We start from the raw sequence: 18,983 nt of genomic DNA on the forward strand, positions 1-18,983 counted from the left end.
TGGTGTGTATCCTATACCAGTTCTACAGCGTGACGTATCTGTCTGTTGGCCTAGCTGTCACGGACGCGATTTTCCAGGTGATTGCACATGGAATCGAAGGGGCAATCGCCGGGCTGATTTACAGAACATAGGCAGAGAGCAGAACGACCGGCGTCGTTTGCAACCCAGCCAGTCCGTTGTCTTATTTGAGGATCAGTGCGCCCTTCCAGGAGAGCTTTGCGTTCGCTTTCTTGACCCTGAGTGACCGGGCGACTAAGATAAGCCCACCATGGGTCGCAATGGCGGATCGCTTCCGGCGGGGAAAGCCTTCTTCAAAATCGGCGAGGTGAGCCAGTTGACCGCCGTCGAACCCTATGTCCTTCGCTACTGGGAAACGGAGTTCAAGAAGCTGGCCCCGGTCAAGAGCGAGCGGGGCCAGCGGCTCTACCGTCCCCAGGACGTCCAGACCGTGCTCGAAATCAAGCGCTTGCTCTATCAGGAAGGCTACACGATCGCCGGCGCCCGCAAAGCGCTGGCGGACAGCCGCCGGCCGGTCGTTGAAAAACCTGCCGCCGGCAGCCAAGAGGAGCTGCTTCACTACTTGCGCAACGAACTTGCCGCCATCTTGACTCTGCTGTCCAAAAGGTGATAGCTTCTATTGCCAAGGCGGGGCGTCCAGCGACCCACTTGGCGCCCCGGCTTTTTTTCTGCCCGCCCCGCTGAAGGTGGGCTGGCCGAAGCGCCCGCTGCTCGACCCGACCTTCCCTGTCCCGCAGAGCGGGATGCCACGACCCCGCGGGTAAGACTTGGAAGGAGTAGAACGCGCCGAAGCGTCCCGAAGGTTCGGGAAGCCCGAAGGTTTGAGAGGAATGTTGGATGCGTCAGATTCTTGTTACCAACGATGACGGAGTTCAGTCTCCGGGACTGAAGGCGCTGGTGCAGGCGCTCAGCGAACTCGGCCAGGTGACGGTGGTAGCGCCCACCAAAGAGGTGAGCGCGCAGAGCCACGGGCTGTCGCTTCGCCGGCCGATTCGCTTCGAGCGTGTCGCCGAGCGCACCTACGCGGTCGAGGGCACGCCGGCTGATTCTGTGATCCTCGCGCTCAACAAGATCATGAAGGCGCGGCCGGACCTGCTCGTGAGCGGGATTAACCGCGGCGGCAACATGGGTGAGAATATTTACTACTCGGGAACGGTAGCGGCCGCCGTGGAAGGAACGCTGAACGGAATCCCTTCCTTTGCGATTTCGGTGGCGCACAAGGACGGCGAGTTTGACTTCGAGCCGGCGGCGGCCTTTGCCGTCAAACTGGCCAAGCGCATCCTGGCCGAGGAGCTGCCCAAGGGCGTAACGCTCAACGTCAACGTGCCGCAGCCGTGGAACAACGGAGTGGAAATCACGCGGCAATCCAACAAGATCATCAAGAATTTGCTGGTCGAAAATACCGACCCGCGCGGGCGGCGCTACTATTGGCTCCACGAGGAGGTGGACCGCGACCGCGTCGCCCCCGGCACCGACTACGCCGCTGTCTTTGCCGGAAGCATTTCCATCACCCCGCTCGATCTCGACCGCACGAACAGGGCGGCGCTCAATCACCTGAGTCACTGGGTGGAGGAGCTGAGCCCGCGCAGCAAACGATCCTCAGCCCGCCAGGACTTGCCAGCCCAAAGCAAGTAGCCCATAATTCTGCTATAGGTTTTTCTGGACTTCCTTCGGTCGGGGCGTGGCTCAGCCTAGTTAGAGCGTCCCGACGAGTCGGGAAGGTCGGGGGTTCAACCGGAAGCAGCTACTTCCGGAGAAGGTTTGGTCGGTCGGGGCGTGGCTCAGCTTGGTTAGAGCGCCTGGTTCGGGACCAGGAGGTCGGAGGTTCAAATCCTCTCGCCCCGACCAATTCCTTCTCATAGCTTTCCTACCGGATCTGCATGGGCCTGGATTTGACAATTTCCCTGGTCTCTTGGGACTTGAGCCGAGAGAGCCGCAGGAATACTATCCTATGGGAACTCCCCTTGAACGGGAGGCTGTCAAATGCTGGGGGTCATTATTCTTGCTGTTATTGGAGCATTGCTTGTTGTGGTCTTGGCTCTATGGCTTTTCGGCGAGCGCTGGAGGCTCTTACGCCGTTCGACCAGACGCATGGTGCGTGAGGGCGGTTTCGGGCTGAATGCGTGGCATGGGTACGTCTACGGCCGATGGACCAACCAATATGTCAACCTGCTTATCCAGTCCTCCCCTCTTACTCCAACCCGCCTGGGTACGCGAAGCGCAAGGTGGTTGTCCGATCACTATCACGGCAAGGTTCTTACGCAGGAACACGCCGAGGCGATTATCGACTCGAAAAAAGACATTCCGTTACAAGACCTGGAACAGATTATCCCCTATCCGACAGCACGGAATTTAGTCCTCAAGGGCCCGCCTGACGTGGCTGTTTACGAATGCGCCTGCCGACATGCACGGGCTGAGCACTGCCAGCCAACCCGGGTGTGCATGGTGATCGGCCAGCCGTTTGTTGACTTCATTCTGGAACACAATCCGCAAAGCAGCCGCCGGCTTACCCAAGCGGAGGCACTGGTACTCCTCCATGCCGAACACGAGCGCGGGCACGTACACTCCGCATGGTTCAAAGACGCGCTCCTGAATCGCTTCTACGCTATCTGCAACTGCTGCAAGTGCTGCTGTGGCGGCATTGAAGCCATGATGAAGTACGGCATCCCGATGATGGCCTCTTCGGGCTACGTCGCCGACGTGGAGCAAGACCTTTGCAATCTTTGCGGCGCCTGTGTGGACGCGTGTCCCTTCAGCGCCCTCTCCGCGGACGACACGCGCCTCGCGAGGAGCTGGGAGCTCTGCATGGGTTGCGGGGTGTGCGTGGAAAAGTGTCCTACCGATGCCATGACGCTGGTCCGCGAGGAGAAGAAAGGAATACCCCTCGACGTGCGGGTGCTGGCCTAGCGTTTCCGTGTGTGTTTTGCTTTACAGAACAAAGTACTTGACATGAAAAAGTTTGCTTGCCATCATGGCGTCCTGCCGCAAGGCGCCGCGCCAAGAGAGGAGCGCCACCACCATGGTCAAGCGCATCGTCGCCATCGCCTTTGTCTTCGTTATGACCGCCGTGGCCTGGGCCATCCTGGGCTCGACCATTTTCTACCGAACGTATGAGACCGACTCCGCACTGAGGGGCCGGGTGGTGTCCATCTGGGGAGCGCCGCACAAACAAGGGCCCTCGACGGCTTCCTACGAACAAACCGTGCCGAAGACGGTCGAAACCATTGAGGAGGACAGGAAGATCGTCCGCAAGACCCAGGAGCGCATCGTAACGCCGCTACCGCTTGAGAGCAGCCGCGTTGACGTTGCGCTCGACCTCGAACACCGCAGGAAGGGACTGCTCTGGTACAGCACTTACAAGGTTGCCTTCGCCGGTGCTTATACCTTCCGGAACGCCAGCAACCAAGACCAGTTGGTCACCTTCACATTGAATTTCCCGACGGCGCAAGCGATCTACGACGATTTGACGCTGAGCCTCGATGACTCGCCCATGCCCATCACAAACGAGAAGACCGCCGTCCGCGTCACCTCGCGGGTGGCGGCCGGCAAAGCGGTGGTCCTGAAGGCGGCCTACCGCTCGCAGGGACTACAGAGCTGGCGCTATGACTTCGGTGGTGAAGTGGCTGAGGTGCGTGACTTCGTGCTCAAGATGAAGACGAACTTCAAGGCGATCGACTTCCCCGAGAACACGCTTTCGGCCTCGGAGAAGCGCGAAACACCGGACGGCTGGGAACTCACCTGGACTTACAAGAACCTGGTCACCGGCTTCCAGATCGGGATGACATTGCCGGAAAAGCTGCAGCCCGGGCCGCTGGCCGGGCGAATCAGCTACTTCGCTCCGATTTCGCTCTTTTTCTTCTTCTTCCTGATGTTCATCATCACGACGCTGCGCGGCATTGAACTGCATCCGATGAACTATTTCTTCCTGGCCGCGGCGTTTTTCGCATTCCACCTGTTGCTCGCCTACTTGGTGGACCACCTCTCGATCCACGCGGCATTTGCGATTTGTTCGGCCGTTTCCATCTTTCTGGTGGTGAGCTACCTGCGGCTGGTGGCGGGCATGCGTTTCGCGCTGGTGGAAGCGGGCCTCGGGCAACTCATTTACCTGGTCTTGTTCTCTTACACGTTTTTCCTCAAGGGCTACACGGGTCTGGCCGTCACCATTGGCTCGATCATCACACTGTTTGTCGTCATGCAGATGACCGGCCGCATCAGTTGGGCGGAGAAATTCGCCAGAAAACCTGCCTGAGCGCGGAGCCAACATACGCTGGAAGACCTGATGACGGTAGCTACTTGGAACCCGCATGGACGGGCTGGGCCGGGGCAATCTGGACAAGCCCGGCGGCGGGTTTCTCAAAGGAAAGGGTGTCCATGGGGCAGACGCTGACGCAGAGGCTGCGGCCGATAGGGAAGCCGGTCGCGCCACCAAGTCGCATGTGTCGTGCTGGCCTTCAGGTTTGAAGAGCCGGGATTTCGCGCATGCGAGCAAAGGCGCGGCGGAGGTGCGGGATGGTAATCGAGCCGCCCACGATGAGGGCGACGTTCAGCGCTTCGATCATCTCTTGCCGGGTCGTGCCCTCTTCGGCGGAGCGTACCAGATGGTAGGTAATGCAATCGTCGCAGCGCAGCACCGTGGAAGCCACCAGGCCGAGCAACTCTTTGATTTTGGGCGAGAGCGCGCCCGCTTCATAAGCCTGGTGATCGAGCGCAAAAAAGCGCTTCAATCCCAGGTGGCCGCAGCCCAGGATTTCCTCGTTCATCTCGGCGTGAAATTTCTGAAAATCGGCAAGTCCTCCGGATCCTTCCGAACTTCCTGGCATGTTTTCTCCTCCAAGTGGAATCTCAAACTATAAGCAGGCAGGCGGCGGTTGGCAACTCGGGCGAGACGATCGGTAGTCTCTCCGACCCCGGGAAGTTGCACGGGGCGCCACCGCATGAAGAGTGCGATGCCCCCTGCGGTCGCCGTCGTTGACTTCAATCGTTTTTGAGTCTAGTATCCAACAAGATACCTTTTTACATCTTGCCATTCAAGCGGCCCGCTCGAGGTTGCTATGGTGGGCACGACCGTTTCTCATTATCGAATACTCGAGCGACTCGGCAGCGGCGGCATGGGCGAGGTCTATCGGGCAGAAGACACCCTGCTGGGCCGGTCGGCGGCGATCAAATTCCTGCCGGAGTCTGTCGCCCAGGACAAGGATCGTCGCGAACGATTTATCCGCGAAGCGCGCGCCGCTTCTGCCCTCAACCACCCCAATATCATCACCGTGTATGAGATCGGCCAGGAGGGCGAGAACTATTTTATCGCCATGGAATACGTCCCGGGCTCGACGCTGGGGCAACTGATCGCCGCCCAAGAACTGGACTGGCAGGAGTGCCTGAAGATTGCTCGGCAGGTGGCAGAGGCCATGGCAGCCGCGCATGAGCACGGGATCGTGCACCGCGACTTGAAACCGGACAACATCATGGTCATGCCGGATGGCCGGGCGAAGATTTTGGATTTTGGCGTCGCCAAATTGCTGGAAAGCGGCTCGGGGGCCACCACGGTAACCACCGCTACCGGGATTGTCGGCACGCTTGCCTATATGTCTCCCGAGCAAGCTCTCGGCCAGCCCGCTGACCAACGAAGCGATATTTTTTCCTTCGGCAGCGTGCTCTACCACGCCTTGACTGGCCGGATGCCCTTTGCCGGCGAGAGCGCCGTCGAGGTGCATCGTGCCCTGCTCGAGAAGAACCCCGAGCCCGTCAGCCGCGCAAGTCCGAACGTGCCGCAGAAGATTTGCCGGGTGGTGGAGCGGTCGCTCGAAAAGGAGCCATCGCGGCGCTATGCTCATTTCCGCGAGGTGCGTGCCGACCTGGATGCTATCGACCGCTATCCAGAAGTCTCTCGATCCGCGGAGAAGAAATCCCTGCGGTGGGGTGCTGCGGCGGTTCTCGGAATCGCGCTGGTCGCGGCGACCGCGTGGATCCCGGCGGTGCGTGATCGGTTGCCGTGGGCGCGTCCTGCGCTGGCCGGGCCCAAAAATCTGGCGGTGCTTCCTTTTGAAGCCATTGGAGGAGGCCCGGAAGACCAGGCGTATTCAAACGGGATCACCGAAACCTTGACGGCGAAGCTGACGCAGCTCACGGCCACCCATCAGTTGCAGATCGCGCCGACGCGGGAAGTTCGCGCACGCGGGGTGATGACAGCCAGGACAACACGAAAAGAGCTGGGGGCGAGTCTCGTGGTTGAGGGTACCGTGCACCGCTCGGGGAACACGGTTCGTGTCAATTGCGTGCTGGTGGACACAGCAACGCTGCGGCAGTTGCGCGCCGAGACGATCACCGCCGATGCCTCGGATCCCTTCGCGGTGCAGGACCGCGTGGTCGTCGCCATCGTGCAAATGTTGGCTCTTGAGCTCCGGCCGCAGGAGCGGCAAATGCTGCGCGGCTCGGGCACGCACGTCGCCGGCGCCCAAGAGTACTACCTGCAGGGGCGCGGCTATCTCCTGAACTACGACAAGATCGAAAACATCGAGAACGCCATCCGCGTTTTCATGCGCGCGCTCAGCCTAGATCCGAACTATGCGCTGGCGCACGCCGGGCTTGGCGAGGCCTACTGGAAAATGTACGAGGCGCGCAGAGAATCGCAGTGGGTCGAGCAGGTGCGCCAGGCGTGTGAGCGAGCGCGGCAGCTCAACCCGGCACTCGCCCAAGTGCACATTTGCCTGGGAACAATTGCGAACAACACGGGGCATCCGGAACGCGCTGTCGCTGAGTTCGAGCAGGCGATCAAGCTCGAACCGACGAACGATGACGCCTATCGAGCACTGGGCGCTGCTTACCAAAATCTTGGCAAACCCGCCGAGGCAGACCGCACTTACCGGCAGGCCATCGAGCTGCGCCCGCATTATTGGGCGGGCTACAGCTGGCTGGGCGCGTTTTATTATCACCAGGCGCGGTACAAGGAAGCCGAGGAAATGTTCCGCCAAGTTGTGGCGCTCGTGCCCGACAGCTTCCGCGGATACTACAATCTGGGGGCTGTGCATGTTGAACAGGGACGTTATGCCGAGGCGATCGAGGTATTGGAGCGTTCGCTTGCCATCCGACCGGCGGCTACGGCCTACTCGAACCTGGGCAACGCTTACTTTTATTCGCGGCGATTTCAGGAAGCCGCCCGCGCCTTTGAGCAGGCCGTGAAGCTCGATGAACAAGATTACTTGTTCTGGTGGAACTTGGGCGACGCGTATTACTGGGCCCGGGAAAGTCGTACCCAGGCGGCGCGGGCTTACCGCCAGGCCATTTCTCTCGCCGAGGCACGATTGCATGTGAATCCTCGGGACACGTCTGCTCTCGGCGTGTTGGCCGTTTGCCACGCCATGTTGGGCCAAAAAAAAATGGCGCTGCAATATCTCCAGCGCGGACTACGGGTCGCGCCAGACGACCCGGAGCTGCGATTCAAGGCGGCGGTCGTTTACAACCAGTTCGGGGAGATCAAACCCGCGCTAGGGTGGCTGGAGAAGGCGATGGCCGCGGGCTGGTCGCCGACAAAACTGCGCGATACTCCCGACTTCGACCACCTACGCTCCCATCCGCGTTTTCAGGAATTGCTCCAGGGAAAAATGACCTAACGAAAAGGAGGAAGAACATGGCCACCCCATCGCTCGCTCTAGGAATCAAACCAGAAATCGTGAGAATTTCACTCGATGCGAAGGGCGACATCAGATGCGAGCCTGATATATTTCGAGTCAGCAAGGGAAAAAAACCGAATGTATGTGTGGTCTGGGTCTGCGATCAACCTTTCTCGGTGGACTTCGGCAGCAAAGAGAACTCGCCGTTCTACGAATCGCACTTCACCGAGAGCGAAACTTGCTCGGGCCTCGTCCGGCGCGATGTGCCAGCCAGCGGGGAGGAGAAGGTCTACAAGTACACGGTGAGGGTTGGAGGAAAGAAGCTCGATCCCGGCGGCAAGGTCGACCCGTAAACCTAGTGGGCCCGTGGGTTGGGGAAGCCAATCAGACGCTCCAATTGTGCTGCGCGGGAGTGTGTATGCTGGGTCCTCTCTGGGGAGGATCTTCTTGCGCGAAAAGGAATCGCGAGCGGGGAAATCAAGTACGGAAGGGAGCAAAGCACGGCCGGAGCAAAATCGGGTCGCAGGTGAGCAGGAGTGTCTGAAACGTTCGAGAAACAACTTTCCGGTCTCTCAGTGCCCGAAATAAGCCCACTGAAAAACCAGCACTTGGGGTCGTTGTGGCTCGGCCCGGCGGCAGGATAGGGCTTTGCCACCTTTCGCCCGCATCACGGGCAGGAGAGCCACCAGCGGATCCCGCCCCTCGTGGACGTAAGTTGTTTGGAGGCGAATCGACTGTTGGAGAACCAGTTAGGTGACGACCCGGACCCAGGACTGAACTGATGCGGAGCTCGGGCCGGCCGTGTTGTGTACTTTCCAGCGAACAGTGTAGTCCCCATAGGTAGATGCAGCGCCTCCCATGTCAAAAGGCAGAGGAGTCCGAAAGGTCGAAGCAATCGCACGCCTCCCGAATTGGGCGTGAAGCTGATCCCGTGCTAGAATGGGGTGCGTCGGGCTGTAGTGAGCTTGGCTCAGCGCGTCCCGACTCGTCGGGAAGGTCGATCGCCTCCCTTCAACCTGAATCCTGATCGCTATGCTAGAATGGGATGGCGTCGGGCCGTAGCGCAGCCTGGTTTAGCGCGCCTGCTTGGGGTGCAGGAGGTCGAGAGTTCAAATCTCTCCGGCCCGACCATCTTCCTGATCCCTTTTCCTGGCTTACTCCTGCTACAATTCCTGAAAGGATGGATGGGGACTCTCGGGCTATGGACGAGGTTGCTCGTCGGTACGTGATTCGCGGCATCGTCCAGGGAGTGGGTTTTCGCTATTTCGCTCAACGCCGCGCCGAGCAACTCGGTGTTTGCGGTTACGTCAAGAACCTTCCGGACGGCCGCGTGGAAGTCTATGCGATCGGTGCCCCGGCAAAGCTCGAGGAATTGCGGCAAGTGCTGGAAATCGGCCCGCGGTCGGCCCGCGTCAACGAAGTGGAAGAGCACGAGGCCCACGTCCAGGCGCGCTATGCCCGCTCGTTCTCCGTCGAAGGAGACTTCTGGTAGATGAACGATCTCAAGAGACTGATCCGCGAAGTTCCCGACTGGCCCAAGCCGGGAATTGTCTTCTACGACATCACCACCCTGCTGAAGGATCCCGACGGCTTTCGAAGACTGATTGATGCTCTCTCCGCGCACTACCAGGAAAAGGGAGTGGCAGTGGTGGCGGGGATTGAGGCGCGAGGATTCATCTTTGCTCCGGCGCTTGCCTATCGTCTCGGCGCCGGATTTGTTCCGGTGCGCAAGCCCAAGAAGTTGCCGTGGAGAACGGCCCGGGTGACCTATCAGCTCGAGTATGGCGAGGACTCGCTCGAAATCCACAAGGATGCGATTCAGCCGGGCGAGCGCGTGCTCGTCTGCGACGATCTGCTCGCCACCGGGGGGACAGCCTCGGCCACCGTCGAGCTCGTCCGTTCGCTCGGCGCGGAAGTGGTCGGCGTGGCCTTTGCCGTAGAACTGAACTTTCTCCAGGGGCGTTCCAAGCTCTCCGGCCTCGATGTTTTCTCACTCATCCAATATGACAGGTGAGGCAAGCGATGAAGCGTGTCTTCTCCGGCCTGGCGATTGCTTGCGCCTCCCTTCTGGCAATCGGTTTTCTTCTGGGCGAAACAACCAAGCAAGCTCTCTATCGGTCGGCAAACTTTGGCTATCAGGTCTATGTCCCGCCGGGCTGGTCGGTCAGCGAGGATCGCCTGGCGACGAGCGGCGCGGTCAAGGACAAGCCAAAGATAACGTTTATCATCCGTCCGCTGGGCAACCCGCGCCGCCTGACGCCCCGTGAACAGCTCGCTGAAATCATAGCCCGCAAGCCGGCCGGGAGCATCTTTGCCCGAACTTCCATCCTGCGCGCCGGACTGGAGGGCTTTCAGCTCGAATATGTCACGGAAACGGCCCGCGGCGCTTTTCGCACGCTGCACATCTTACTTTTCCAGGGTGAGGAAACAGAGGGCGAGAAACGCGTCTTCCGGACTTGCTATGAAATGATTTATTCGGCGCCCGAAGGCTTCTACCAGGATTTTCGCGCCGAGTTCGTGCGCTCCGTCGAATCTTTCCTCCCGCCGCCAGCCTCCAAGCGGAAGGAATGAAGAGTTTGTGTGAGGAGCCATCCCCGCCGAGCCCGGTGGCACCAGCTACCGGGTTCTTTCTTCGCCCCCCAGGCAGGTGCCCTTCGACTCCGCTCAGGACAAGCCTGGGGGCTCGGTACCCTCCAGTTCCTGCGGCGTGCCCTGACCAGATACGCGAGTTTTCATATAAACTCTGAAGCCCCGCCCTCCTGAAATCCGCTTCTCTTCACACAGGCTCTTCAGGGGAAACCCCGCGCATCTGCGGTCGCATTTTTCGTTGGCGGACGACTTCGTAGAGGATAATTCCCGCCGCCACCGAAACATTGAGCGACGAAATTTTGCCGAAGGTAGGAATCGAAACGAGGAAATCGCATTTCTTGCGGATCAACTCGTGTAGCCCGCAACCTTCGCCGCCCAGCACGAGGACAACGGAATCCTTGAGGTCCGCCTGGTCGTAGCTCTGCTCGGCCCTCTCGTCCAGTCCGATAATCCAGTAACCGGCTTCTTTTAACTCTTCGAGGGCACGGGCCAGGTTCGTTGCTCGCGCGACGGGCAAATAGGCAGTGGCCCCGGCGGAAGTCTTGGCCACCGTATCGCTCAGACCCGCCGCCCGCCGCTCCGGAATCACCACGCCATCCGCGCCCGCGCAATGGGCGGCGCGAAGGATAGCGCCGAGGTTGCGCGGGTCTTCCACCCCGTCGAGCGCCACCAGCAGCCCCGGCTTTTTCGCGCTCGCCAGAAGCTCTTCCAGGCTGCGATAGCTTTGCGCCGCGGTCAAGGCAACCACTCCCTGATGGCGAGCGTCGCCGGCGAGGCGATCGAGCTCCTCGCGCGCCACAAACCGCACCGGAATGTTCTGCCGGCGGCATGCTGCCACGATCGCCGGCACGCGTTGGCCGTGCCGCCCGCGCGCGATGGCCACGCGCTCAATCGCCTGGCCGCTTTCGAGCGCTTCCCGGACCGCGTTCACCCCATAGAGAATCGCCATGGTCACCCCAGCGCTCCGCAGAATTCGAGGACCCGCTCGCGGCAGCTCTTGATTCGCGCCGGCAGGTCCAATCGGCTTCCCTCCTCGATCAAAGGCGGAAGTTTCCTGAGCTCCGGTCCCCGGAACTGTCCGGTGAGCACAATGCGAATCGGCAGCATCAAGTCGCGCCCGGTACAATGCGTCCTGGCGCGAATCGCGCCGAGCATTTGTTCGAAGCGCGCTTCATCGGGCGCGGCTTCATTCAATATCAGGTGAGCGAATTCGCGGATCACCGGCCGGGCGCGTTGCCTCGTTACCACTTCCTGGATGTCCACTCGGGCGAGCGCGGCAGCCGCGTCGTAGCAGAAAATGGCGCGGACCCGGTCGGGCAATTCAGCGACATTTTCGGGATCGGGAAGATAGGCCGTCACGAGCGTCTCGAGCCAGCCGCGCGCCTCGCCAGGGATTTCAGCCGGCAAAAATCCCGACCGCCGGAAAAAACCGACCGCCTCTTCGAAGATTTCGGCTGCCGGGTTGGCCTTCTTTTCCGGGTGCTTCGTGTCCGTCTCGCCCATCATGCCGGAAGCATTGTACGCCGGGATTGCTGCGGGTATCAGACCCGGATGCCGCCGGCAAGGCTCTGGCTGTAAAAGATGGACGATTGACGAATGAGGATCAACGACGGGGTTGCGCGGGCTTGCGCGATGTTCTCTGCTTTCTTGCCTTCCTGCTTCTCTGCTTCCTTGCTTCGAGTAACGCCACCGCCTGCACCGCCATGGCCTCGCCCCGGCCGATTTCACCGATGCCTTCGCCGGTCTTGGCTTTCAGGTTGATGCGTTCGGCAGGAATGGCGAGTGCCCGGGCCAGCGTCTGGCGCATGGCGCCGAAGTAGCGGCCAAGCCTGGGCTGCTCGGCCATCACCACGCCGTCAATGTAGCCGATCTCGTAGCCGAGTTTGTCCACCAAATCGCGGGTATGTTCGAGGAAGCGGAGGCTCGAGGCATCTTTCCAGCGTGGGTCGTCGTTGGGAAAATGTTGGCCAATGTCGCCGAGCCCGGCAGCGCCGAGCAGGGCATCACAAATCGCGTGCGCCACCGCATCGCCGTCCGAGTGCCCGGCCAGGCCTTTGTCAAAAGGGATCTCCATCCCGCCCAGGATGAGTTTGCGCCCCGCGGCTAAACGATGCAGGTCATATCCTATTCCGATTCTCACCGCTGCGCTCCCGAGCCGCGGGCTTCGCGCTCGCGCAGGATATAGTTCGCCAATTCCAAGTCGCGCGGCTTGGTGATCTTGATATTCCGGTCGGAACCCATTACCACGAAGACATTTTGCCCGAGCCGCTCGATAAGGCCCGCCTCATCGGAAGCATAAAAGCCGTCGGCAACAGCACGCTCGAAAGCCTCTTTCAGCAGCGTGTAACGAAAGGCTTGCGGGGTTTGCGCCTGGACAATTAACTCGCGGGGAATCGTCGTCGCAATCTGCGCCAGGCCTTCCGGCATACCGCTATGGGTAACCTGCTTGATCGTATCCATCGCCGGAATGCCCAGGATGGCCGCGCCGCGGTTACGCGCTTCGGCGATGACGCGCTCGACCTGCTCGACCTCGACAAACGGCCGCACCGCGTCGTGCACCACCACCACTTCGGTATCCGGCGCCAGCTTCTGGAACGCATTCCAGACCGAATCCTGCCGGTGCCCGCCGCCGCTCACCACGCAAAACGGCTTGCCCAGTTTTTCCTGTCGAAAGCGTTCGTCAAGCGGCTTGACTTCCTCCGGCCGCGTGGCAACCAGGATTTCCGTGACCGAAGGGCACTCGGCGATGCGCCGCACCGTGCGCACCACGATCGGCACGCCGTCCAGTTCCAGGAACTGTTTGGGCAGTTCAGTACCCATGCGGGTGCCGAAGCCGGCCGCGGGAATGATGGCAGCAACCTTCATGCTGGTTTCCGAATGCGCCGTTATTCGTTCGTCTCGTTGCCCCGACGGGCCGAAGGTTCAGCCACGCCGTTGGCGGGGCTCGACGGAGAAGGCTGCCCGGCCGAGGGCGCCGGCGGCGGGGCAGGAGCGGCGGCGACGTGCGGAGCATGGTGCCCCGTCCTGGCGTGGTCGTGCGCTTGCCGTTCGCCGCGAAGCTCTCGTGACTCCTCGTAGCGACCAAAGATCATCTTGCCGGCGGTGGTTTGCAAGACCGACGTGACGGAGATGTCTATGGTCTTGGAAATCATGCGGCGAGCATTGTCCACCACCACCATCGTGCCGTCGTCCAGGTAGGCAACGCCCTGGTTGTATTCCTTTCCCTCCTTCAGGATGAAGACGCGCATGGTCTCGCCCGGCAGCACGATGGGCTTCAAGGAGTTCGCCAGCTCGTTGATGTTCAGCACCTCGACACCCTGGAGCTGAGCCACTTTGTTCAGGTTGAAGTCGTTGGTCACCACCTTGGCTTCGTAGCGCTTCCCCAGCTCGATGAGTTTGCGATCCACGTCGCGGAGGTGCGGAAAATCCTCTTCCAGGATCTGCACCTGGACGTGGGTGAGCTTCTGGATGCGCTGCAGGATGTCCAGTCCGCGCCGGCCGCGATTGCGCTTGAGCGAATCCGCCGAATCGGCGATGAGTTGTAATTCCTGAAGAACAAAATTTGGGATCAGGAGAATGCCATCCACGAAACCCGTCTCGCAAACGTCGGCAATGCGGCCGTCAATGATCACGCTGGTGTCCAAAATCTTGTACGCCCGCTTGGGCCCTCGTTCCACTCCGAAAAGGCCACCCATCGCCGAAAGGTTGAGCAAGTCGCCCTTGTTCGCGCCGACAATGAGGCCGACATAGGTCATCAACAGCAGGAGCGTGACCTGGAAGAAAGAAAGCGTCTGTTGCTCCAAATTGGTGCGGGAAAGCACCAGGCTCATCAAGAAGGCGCCAACGATGCCCAGAATGGACCCTACCGCCGCGCCAATCAGCCGCTTCAGGCTGGCCCGCTTCAGCCGCATCTCAAACAGGATGATAGACACGGCAAAGAGCGCGCCCACGATCCCGGCGATGCGGCGGGGCAGGTTGAAGGGGTGAAAGTAAACCGCTGCCACCGTCATGACCGCCACAAAGATGGCCCGAACAAATAGCAGATCCCACCGGGCTGCGCCGGTCGGTTCGAGCGGCGGAGGTTCGGGAGCTAAGGGTTGCGACCCCGCAGCAGGGCGGGGCTCGGTACGGGTTCTAGGGGCAAAACTCTTGGGCGAAGCAGGACGCTTTTCTGATTCCATAGGAAGGGCCCCCTCTCGGGGAGGTATGAACAAGGTGTCCCCATATGAACGGGGTGGAGTATAGCACCCGCCGCTTAGCCCCTTCAACTCGCATTCCGTCCCGAGGCTTCGGGATTGGGAGGAGACCTGAAGTGTTGGCAGGCGGTTTGTGCCTGCGAAGGGAACAGCACCTCCGAGCGTTCGGCCCCCTTTGGGGGCCGGTCTTGCGGCAGTAACGAGTGCCGTTCCCGCTCACTTCTCCCAAACCCAGTGACTCGCGGAGACGGATACAAGGTAAGGCTCGTTGATAGGAGTATCGGAATTCATCCCCATAGGCTTGTCGGGTTAGAAACCCGAAAATCCGATAGGAGGAGAAATGGATCGGAAGGGCGCTAGAAGGGTTCCTCCCCTGCCCCGGTGGGGCTGGCGAGTTCAAAGTGGGTAAAACGATCGAGGAAGATGAACTCCACCTTGCCGATCGGGCCGTTGCGCTGCTTACCGATGATCAATTCCGTTTTCGCTCTCTCCTCGGGAGTGGCGTCGCGGTTGTACAACGCTTCGCGGAAAACGAACAGAACGACGTCGGCGTCCTGTTCGATGGAACCGGACTCGCGGAGGTCGGAAAGCTGCGGGCGATGGTCGCGGCCACGCATTTCCGGGGCGCGGCTGAGCTGGGAAATAGCCATCACCGGAAGGTCCAGTTCCTTGGCCAGGGCTTTCAGGCCGCGGGAGATGGAAGAGATTTCCTGGGTTCGATTTTCAAAGCGACCACGGCCGGAAACCAGTTGCATGTAATCTACAATCAAGAGGGCCAGGCCGCGCTCCGCTTTGAGCCGCCGCGCCTTGGCTCCCATCTCCATGACGGTGACGGAAGGCGTGTCATCAATGTAGATGGGCGCTTCGGCCAACCGGCCGAGCCCAATCGTCAGTTTGCCCCAGTCCTCTTTGCCCAGGTAGCCGCCGCGCATCTTGTGCGAATCCACCTGCGCCTCGGAACAGAGCAGCCGGAGCAGCAACTGTTCCTTGGCCATTTCCAGGCTGAAGATGCCGACCGTCAGGCCTTGCTGGAGAGCGACTTTCTGAGCCACGGAAAGGGCAAACGCGGTCTTACCCATCGAGGGCCGCCCCGCCACGACAACCAAGTCGCCGCGTTGCAGGCCGCTCGTCAGGTCATCCAGGTCTTTATAACCGGTCGAGAGGCCGGTGATGCGCTGGCCTCGTTCATACAGGCGATCAATCGTTTGAAAACTCGATTTGACAATCTCTTTGATGCCGAGCAGCCCGGCCTTGATGCGGTCTTCAGCGATCTTGAAGATGGTGGCTTCGGCGCGGTCGAGAATTTCTTCCGCGCCCCCTTCGCCGTCCATAGCTTCCAGGATGATGTTGTTGGAGGCGTGGATCAGCCCGCGCAGGATGGCCTTTTCTTTGACGATGCGGGCGTAGTGCTCGATGTTGCTGACGCGGGGGACGCCGTCGATGAGCGAAGACAGATAAGCCGGGCCGCCCGAGGCCTCCAGTTCCCCGGAGCGGCCCAGCTCCTCTGTTACCGTGACCAAATCTATGGCCCGGGACCCTTCTGACAGACGCAGCATTCTATCGAAAATGCGGCGGTGTGTGTCGAGAAAAAAATCTTCGGGCTTGAGCAGCTCGATGGCCGCGTTCAAAGCGGCGTTGTCGAGCAAGACGGCGCCAAGCACGCATCGTTCGGCGTCCAGGTTGTGGGGCAGGCTCTTTTCTAGGATAACGTCAGTGGGCATGGGAAGGGGCTCCGGGTCTGGAGACGCCTAGCCCTGATCCCATCAGGGCCAGTCTATTTTCGCTTTATTTTCGCCCGGAGGCAATCCCCAATTTAACCCGGCTACGTCCGCTTGGCAAACAAAAAACTCCGTTCCGCTGTGAGAATCCGGTGGAAAAGAAAAAATATCTGTGCACGGCTGTGGAAATCGAGGGCCAAGGCGGAGACCGCCTGGAGGGAGCGATGCCTGAAGACCGGCTACTCCTCGCGCTTGAGGTGGAGGTGTATGTTGACGCTTACCTCGCGGTGAAGCCGCAGGGGAATATCGAACTCGCCCAACACCTTGATCGGGTCGTCCAGGATAATTTTTCGCTTGTCCACCTGAAAGCCCTTGGTGGCGAGCGCCTCCGCCACGTCCATCGCCGTGACCGACCCGAAAAGCTGGTCGGTCTCCCCGGCCTTGCGCACGAGCGTCAAGGAGAGGCCCGTCAACTGCTTCGCCAGCAACTCAGCGTCTGACTTTTCTTTCGCTTCCTGACGGACCATGACCGATCGCAATTGTTCCAGGCGCTTGCGGTTGGCTGGCGTGGCCGGCACCGCCAGCTTGCGAGGAAAAAGATAATTTCGGGCATAGCCATCGGCCACCACCACTACCTGGCCGCGCGTGCCGAGCTTCTCCACGTCCTGTTCCAGAATCACATCCATAGGCGACCTCAAAAGCTTGGGTGTGTCGTCTCCATGACAGGACCAGCAGATTCTAGCGAAAGCCTCCGAACGGCAGGAGGGCGATATTGCGGGCGCGCTGGATCGCTTCCGTCAGCCGGCGCTGGTGCGGCGAACAGGTTCCCGTCAGCCGCCGAGGAAGAATTTTGCCGCGCTCCTGCACAAACTGAGAAAGCAGCCGGGTATCCTTGTAGTCGATGTGGTCCATTTTTTCGGCGCAGAATTTGCAAAACTTCCGTTTGCGGAAGAACTGGCGCTTGCCGCCGCCCTTGCGACCGCCCGGGCCGCGGCCCTCGCGGCCTCCCTCGCGACGTCCGCGATCCTCGCGCGGGGCTGAGCCTGATGCCTGTCCCTCGTTCGCCATGATGATCTCCTTCTAGGTTGTGGTTGTGGTTTCGCCCGCCGCGGCCGGCGCCCCGCCCGGCGCAGCCGCCGGAGTCCGGCGTGGGCGGCGCGCCGCTCGCTTTTCGCGGCGTTGGCGCATCTTCTCCATCCGCTTCCACTCTTCGTCCACGCGGATACTGAGGTACTTGATCACCGCGTCGGTCACCTTCAGCCGCCGCTCGAGCTCCTTTACCATTTCTCCCTTTTGACCGTGAACCACGAGCAGGACGTAGGACCCTTCGCGGTGCCGGGCAATGCGATAGGCCAGCCGCCGCTTGCCCCACTTCTCCGCCTTGTCCACTCGCCCGTTCATGGCGGCAGCCGCTTCGCCAAGCTGCGCCACGATCTTGTCAATCTCCTCTTCGGGCGTGTCCGGCCGGCAAACAAAAAGCAGTTCGTAGATTCTCATGCTTTCCTCGTTGCCCCGATTCTATTATTGCCTCGACGGGGACACTTTCTGGTTGAAGCGCGTCATGGCGCGCTTCATGCCCTCTTTCAAAATCATGGCTACCGCCTCGGCGGCTCGATCCACCGCTTCGGCGGCCACCGCGAGCTGAGCCTTGCGCATCGGCGCGAGCACGTACGCGGCGACGTCACTGACCGGATGCTCGGGCTGAATCCCCAGGCGCACCCGGCAGAACTCTCCCGTGCCCATCGCGCCGATGACGGACTCCAGGCCGTTGTGCCCGCCCGACCGGCCGCGTTCGCGGAGGCGAATCATGCCCCACGGCAGCGCCACGTCGTCGGCGATGACCACCAGCGACTCGGGCGTCTCTTCCCGCTTCTCGAGCAGGGCCCGCACCGCCATGCCGCTTGCGTTCATATAGGTCTGCGGCTTGGCCAGCACCACTTCTTCTCCAGCCACCCGCGCCACCGCCACCAGCGAGATCGCTTCCGGCCGCGTCACCCGCACCCCGGCCCGTTCCGACAGGCGGTCAATCACCAGAAACCCCAGGTTGTGCGGCGTGAACTGGTATTGGCTCCCCGGATTCCCCAATCCAACAATCACTCGCACGGAAGGCTACTTCTTTTCCTTCTCTTTCCTGGCTGGAGTTTCCGCTTCGGCTTCCCGACCTGTCGGGACAACCTCTTCTTCCTCGGCGGCCGCTTTGCCTTTCTTGATGACTTCCGGCTCGGCCGGCGCAGCTTCCACCACCACTTCCGGCGCCGCCACCACCTCTTCCTTGATCGAGACGACGTGAGCGATCACCCGGTCGCGGTCGGTCAACACTTTGACCTTCGCCTCGACCACCAGTTCACCCACGCGAAGCTGTTTCCCGATCATCAATTCGCTGACATCGGCGCTCAAGTGATCCGGGATATCGGCGGGCAAGCACTCGACTTCCACTTCCCGCGTCACCTGTTCGAGCACGCCGCCCTGCACCTTGACTCCTTTCGCCTCCCCTACGAGCATGACCGGAATCTTCACGCGCAGTTTCTCCGTCAGGGCGACGCGGATGAGATCCACGTGGAGCAGGGTTTCGCGCACCGGATCCAATTGCCAATCCTTGAGCATCACGTTGGCCTTGCCCTCCCCGGCGATGTTCAGGGTAAAGATCGTGTTGTAGCCCGAGGGCGAATGGAGAATCTCCAACACCCGGCGCGGATTCACTTCGACCGGAACCGGCTTGTTCCTCGCGCCATAAACGATGGCTGGAATCGCTCCACGCCGGCGTGTCCGGCGCGATGCGCTCTTCCCGAAATCTTTTCTCAGGGTTGCTTCCACCACTATCTGTTCCATAGGCGTTCTCCCAAACTCTCCCGAGC

Annotated in this window: 22 protein-coding genes and 2 tRNA genes; 11 read left to right on the forward strand and 13 right to left on the reverse strand. The window is 60.8% G+C overall.

The features are described 5' to 3' along the window. The first annotated feature begins 268 nt into the window (after positions 1-268). From VIH17_02140 to VIH17_02160, 5 genes are all read left to right on the forward strand, one after another. Complete coding sequence (locus VIH17_02140) at positions 269-628, forward strand: MerR family transcriptional regulator (protein ID HEY4682033.1); 360 nt, start codon at positions 269-271, stop codon at positions 626-628. Positions 629-855: 227 nt separating this feature from the next. Next, positions 856-1,653, forward strand: a complete 798-nt coding sequence (gene surE, locus VIH17_02145; protein HEY4682034.1) for a 5'/3'-nucleotidase SurE — start codon at positions 856-858, stop codon at positions 1,651-1,653. Positions 1,654-1,788: 135 nt separating this feature from the next. Continuing rightward, positions 1,789-1,866: transfer RNA gene (locus VIH17_02150), tRNA-Pro, on the forward strand. A 135-nt stretch (positions 1,867-2,001) separates the two neighbouring features. Continuing rightward, the gene (locus VIH17_02155) at positions 2,002-2,925 is read left to right on the forward strand and encodes a 4Fe-4S binding protein (GenBank protein HEY4682035.1); all 924 of its coding nucleotides are present in this window, start codon (positions 2,002-2,004) and stop codon (positions 2,923-2,925) included. A 112-nt stretch (positions 2,926-3,037) separates the two neighbouring features. Continuing rightward, entirely contained in the window at positions 3,038-4,267 is a 1,230-nt protein-coding gene (locus tag VIH17_02160; protein ID HEY4682036.1) for an inner membrane CreD family protein, read from the forward strand. A gap of 40 nt (positions 4,268-4,307) precedes the next feature. On the opposite strand, the gene VIH17_02165 is transcribed toward VIH17_02160, so the two are convergent. Together VIH17_02165 and VIH17_02170 are read right to left on the reverse strand one after the other, a co-directional pair. Further along, positions 4,308-4,454 carry a hypothetical protein gene (locus VIH17_02165; protein ID HEY4682037.1) on the reverse strand — a complete coding sequence of 49 codons (147 nt, stop codon included), beginning with the start codon at positions 4,452-4,454 and terminating at the stop codon, positions 4,308-4,310. A 15-nt stretch (positions 4,455-4,469) separates the two neighbouring features. Then, entirely contained in the window at positions 4,470-4,838 is a 369-nt protein-coding gene (locus tag VIH17_02170; protein HEY4682038.1) for a carboxymuconolactone decarboxylase family protein, read from the reverse strand. Positions 4,839-5,069: 231 nt separating this feature from the next. On the opposite strand from VIH17_02170, the gene VIH17_02175 reads away from it, so the two are divergent. The 6 genes from VIH17_02175 to VIH17_02200 all read left to right on the forward strand — a co-directional run bounded on the left by VIH17_02175 (position 5,070) and on the right by VIH17_02200 (position 10,196). Continuing rightward, positions 5,070-7,625 carry a tetratricopeptide repeat protein gene (locus VIH17_02175; GenBank protein HEY4682039.1) on the forward strand — a complete coding sequence of 852 codons (2,556 nt, stop codon included), beginning with the start codon at positions 5,070-5,072 and terminating at the stop codon, positions 7,623-7,625. Between the two features lie 17 nt (positions 7,626-7,642). Then, positions 7,643-7,978: a hypothetical protein gene (locus VIH17_02180; GenBank protein HEY4682040.1), complete on the forward strand. Its 336-nt coding sequence runs from the start codon at positions 7,643-7,645 to the stop codon at positions 7,976-7,978. A gap of 699 nt (positions 7,979-8,677) precedes the next feature. Further along, a tRNA-Pro gene (locus VIH17_02185) sits at positions 8,678-8,756 on the forward strand. Between the two features lie 70 nt (positions 8,757-8,826). Beyond that, positions 8,827-9,117: an acylphosphatase gene (locus VIH17_02190; GenBank protein ID HEY4682041.1), complete on the forward strand. Its 291-nt coding sequence runs from the start codon at positions 8,827-8,829 to the stop codon at positions 9,115-9,117. Continuing rightward, entirely contained in the window at positions 9,118-9,639 is a 522-nt protein-coding gene (locus VIH17_02195) for an adenine phosphoribosyltransferase (GenBank protein ID HEY4682042.1), read from the forward strand. 8 nt (positions 9,640-9,647) lie between these two features. Then, entirely contained in the window at positions 9,648-10,196 is a 549-nt protein-coding gene (locus VIH17_02200) for a hypothetical protein (protein ID HEY4682043.1), read from the forward strand. 205 nt (positions 10,197-10,401) lie between these two features. Here VIH17_02200 and rlmB read toward each other — a convergent pair whose 3' ends face one another. The 11 genes from rlmB to VIH17_02255 form a co-directional block, all read right to left on the reverse strand. Then, positions 10,402-11,163: a 23S rRNA (guanosine(2251)-2'-O)-methyltransferase RlmB gene (rlmB, locus tag VIH17_02205; protein HEY4682044.1), complete on the reverse strand. Its 762-nt coding sequence runs from the start codon at positions 11,161-11,163 to the stop codon at positions 10,402-10,404. A 2-nt stretch (positions 11,164-11,165) separates the two neighbouring features. Beyond that, on the reverse strand, positions 11,166-11,720 hold the full coding sequence (locus VIH17_02210; GenBank protein HEY4682045.1) for a hypothetical protein: 555 nt from the start codon (positions 11,718-11,720) through the stop codon (positions 11,166-11,168). 97 nt (positions 11,721-11,817) lie between these two features. Continuing rightward, the gene (ispF, locus tag VIH17_02215; GenBank protein HEY4682046.1) at positions 11,818-12,354 is read right to left on the reverse strand and encodes a 2-C-methyl-D-erythritol 2,4-cyclodiphosphate synthase; all 537 of its coding nucleotides are present in this window, start codon (positions 12,352-12,354) and stop codon (positions 11,818-11,820) included. After that, a complete protein-coding gene (gene ispD, locus VIH17_02220) occupies positions 12,351-13,079 on the reverse strand; it encodes a 2-C-methyl-D-erythritol 4-phosphate cytidylyltransferase (protein ID HEY4682047.1) in 729 nt (242 codons plus the stop codon). Before ispD ends, ispF begins: the two co-directional genes overlap by 4 nt. A gap of 20 nt (positions 13,080-13,099) precedes the next feature. Beyond that, on the reverse strand, positions 13,100-14,224 hold the full coding sequence (locus tag VIH17_02225) for a PIN domain-containing protein (protein HEY4682048.1): 1,125 nt from the start codon (positions 14,222-14,224) through the stop codon (positions 13,100-13,102). Between the two features lie 542 nt (positions 14,225-14,766). Continuing rightward, positions 14,767-16,131, reverse strand: coding sequence for a replicative DNA helicase (gene dnaB, locus VIH17_02230; protein ID HEY4682049.1), 1,365 nt, complete (start codon positions 16,129-16,131; stop codon positions 14,767-14,769). A 236-nt stretch (positions 16,132-16,367) separates the two neighbouring features. Continuing rightward, entirely contained in the window at positions 16,368-16,814 is a 447-nt protein-coding gene (gene rplI, locus VIH17_02235) for a 50S ribosomal protein L9 (GenBank protein HEY4682050.1), read from the reverse strand. A gap of 52 nt (positions 16,815-16,866) precedes the next feature. Next, a complete protein-coding gene (gene rpsR / locus VIH17_02240) occupies positions 16,867-17,196 on the reverse strand; it encodes a 30S ribosomal protein S18 (GenBank protein ID HEY4682051.1) in 330 nt (109 codons plus the stop codon). A 12-nt stretch (positions 17,197-17,208) separates the two neighbouring features. Continuing rightward, entirely contained in the window at positions 17,209-17,625 is a 417-nt protein-coding gene (rpsF, locus tag VIH17_02245) for a 30S ribosomal protein S6 (GenBank protein HEY4682052.1), read from the reverse strand. A 24-nt stretch (positions 17,626-17,649) separates the two neighbouring features. Continuing rightward, a complete protein-coding gene (gene pth / locus VIH17_02250) occupies positions 17,650-18,231 on the reverse strand; it encodes an aminoacyl-tRNA hydrolase (GenBank protein ID HEY4682053.1) in 582 nt (193 codons plus the stop codon). A 6-nt stretch (positions 18,232-18,237) separates the two neighbouring features. After that, positions 18,238-18,957 carry a 50S ribosomal protein L25 gene (locus tag VIH17_02255; protein HEY4682054.1) on the reverse strand — a complete coding sequence of 240 codons (720 nt, stop codon included), beginning with the start codon at positions 18,955-18,957 and terminating at the stop codon, positions 18,238-18,240. Positions 18,958-18,983: the final 26 nt, after the last annotated feature.

It is taken from the genome of Candidatus Acidiferrales bacterium (assembly GCA_036514995.1).
Classification (GTDB): Bacteria; Acidobacteriota; Terriglobia; order Acidiferrales; family DATBWB01; genus DATBWB01.

Excerpts from the sequence above, each read along its gene's own strand:
- VIH17_02140 (HEY4682033.1), top strand. The coding sequence starts at position 269 with ATGGGTCGCAATGGCGGATCGCTTCCGGCGGGGAAAGCCTTCTTCAAA.
- surE (HEY4682034.1), top strand. The coding sequence starts at position 856 with ATGCGTCAGATTCTTGTTACCAACGATGACGGAGTTCAGTCTCCGGGA.
- VIH17_02155 (HEY4682035.1), top strand. The coding sequence starts at position 2,002 with ATGCTGGGGGTCATTATTCTTGCTGTTATTGGAGCATTGCTTGTTGTG.
- VIH17_02160 (HEY4682036.1), top strand. The coding sequence starts at position 3,038 with ATGGTCAAGCGCATCGTCGCCATCGCCTTTGTCTTCGTTATGACCGCC.
- VIH17_02165 (HEY4682037.1), bottom strand. The coding sequence starts at position 4,454 with ATGCGACTTGGTGGCGCGACCGGCTTCCCTATCGGCCGCAGCCTCTGC.
- VIH17_02170 (HEY4682038.1), bottom strand. The coding sequence starts at position 4,838 with ATGCCAGGAAGTTCGGAAGGATCCGGAGGACTTGCCGATTTTCAGAAA.
- VIH17_02175 (HEY4682039.1), top strand. The coding sequence starts at position 5,070 with ATGGTGGGCACGACCGTTTCTCATTATCGAATACTCGAGCGACTCGGC.
- VIH17_02180 (HEY4682040.1), top strand. The coding sequence starts at position 7,643 with ATGGCCACCCCATCGCTCGCTCTAGGAATCAAACCAGAAATCGTGAGA.
- VIH17_02190 (HEY4682041.1), top strand. The coding sequence starts at position 8,827 with ATGGACGAGGTTGCTCGTCGGTACGTGATTCGCGGCATCGTCCAGGGA.
- VIH17_02195 (HEY4682042.1), top strand. The coding sequence starts at position 9,118 with ATGAACGATCTCAAGAGACTGATCCGCGAAGTTCCCGACTGGCCCAAG.
- VIH17_02200 (HEY4682043.1), top strand. The coding sequence starts at position 9,648 with ATGAAGCGTGTCTTCTCCGGCCTGGCGATTGCTTGCGCCTCCCTTCTG.
- rlmB (HEY4682044.1), bottom strand. The coding sequence starts at position 11,163 with ATGGCGATTCTCTATGGGGTGAACGCGGTCCGGGAAGCGCTCGAAAGC.
- VIH17_02210 (HEY4682045.1), bottom strand. The coding sequence starts at position 11,720 with ATGATGGGCGAGACGGACACGAAGCACCCGGAAAAGAAGGCCAACCCG.
- ispD (HEY4682047.1), bottom strand. The coding sequence starts at position 13,079 with ATGAAGGTTGCTGCCATCATTCCCGCGGCCGGCTTCGGCACCCGCATG.
- VIH17_02225 (HEY4682048.1), bottom strand. The coding sequence starts at position 14,224 with ATGACGGTGGCAGCGGTTTACTTTCACCCCTTCAACCTGCCCCGCCGC.
- dnaB (HEY4682049.1), bottom strand. The coding sequence starts at position 16,131 with ATGCCCACTGACGTTATCCTAGAAAAGAGCCTGCCCCACAACCTGGAC.
- rplI (HEY4682050.1), bottom strand. The coding sequence starts at position 16,814 with ATGGATGTGATTCTGGAACAGGACGTGGAGAAGCTCGGCACGCGCGGC.
- rpsR (HEY4682051.1), bottom strand. The coding sequence starts at position 17,196 with ATGGCGAACGAGGGACAGGCATCAGGCTCAGCCCCGCGCGAGGATCGC.
- rpsF (HEY4682052.1), bottom strand. The coding sequence starts at position 17,625 with ATGAGAATCTACGAACTGCTTTTTGTTTGCCGGCCGGACACGCCCGAA.
- VIH17_02255 (HEY4682054.1), bottom strand. The coding sequence starts at position 18,957 with ATGGAACAGATAGTGGTGGAAGCAACCCTGAGAAAAGATTTCGGGAAG.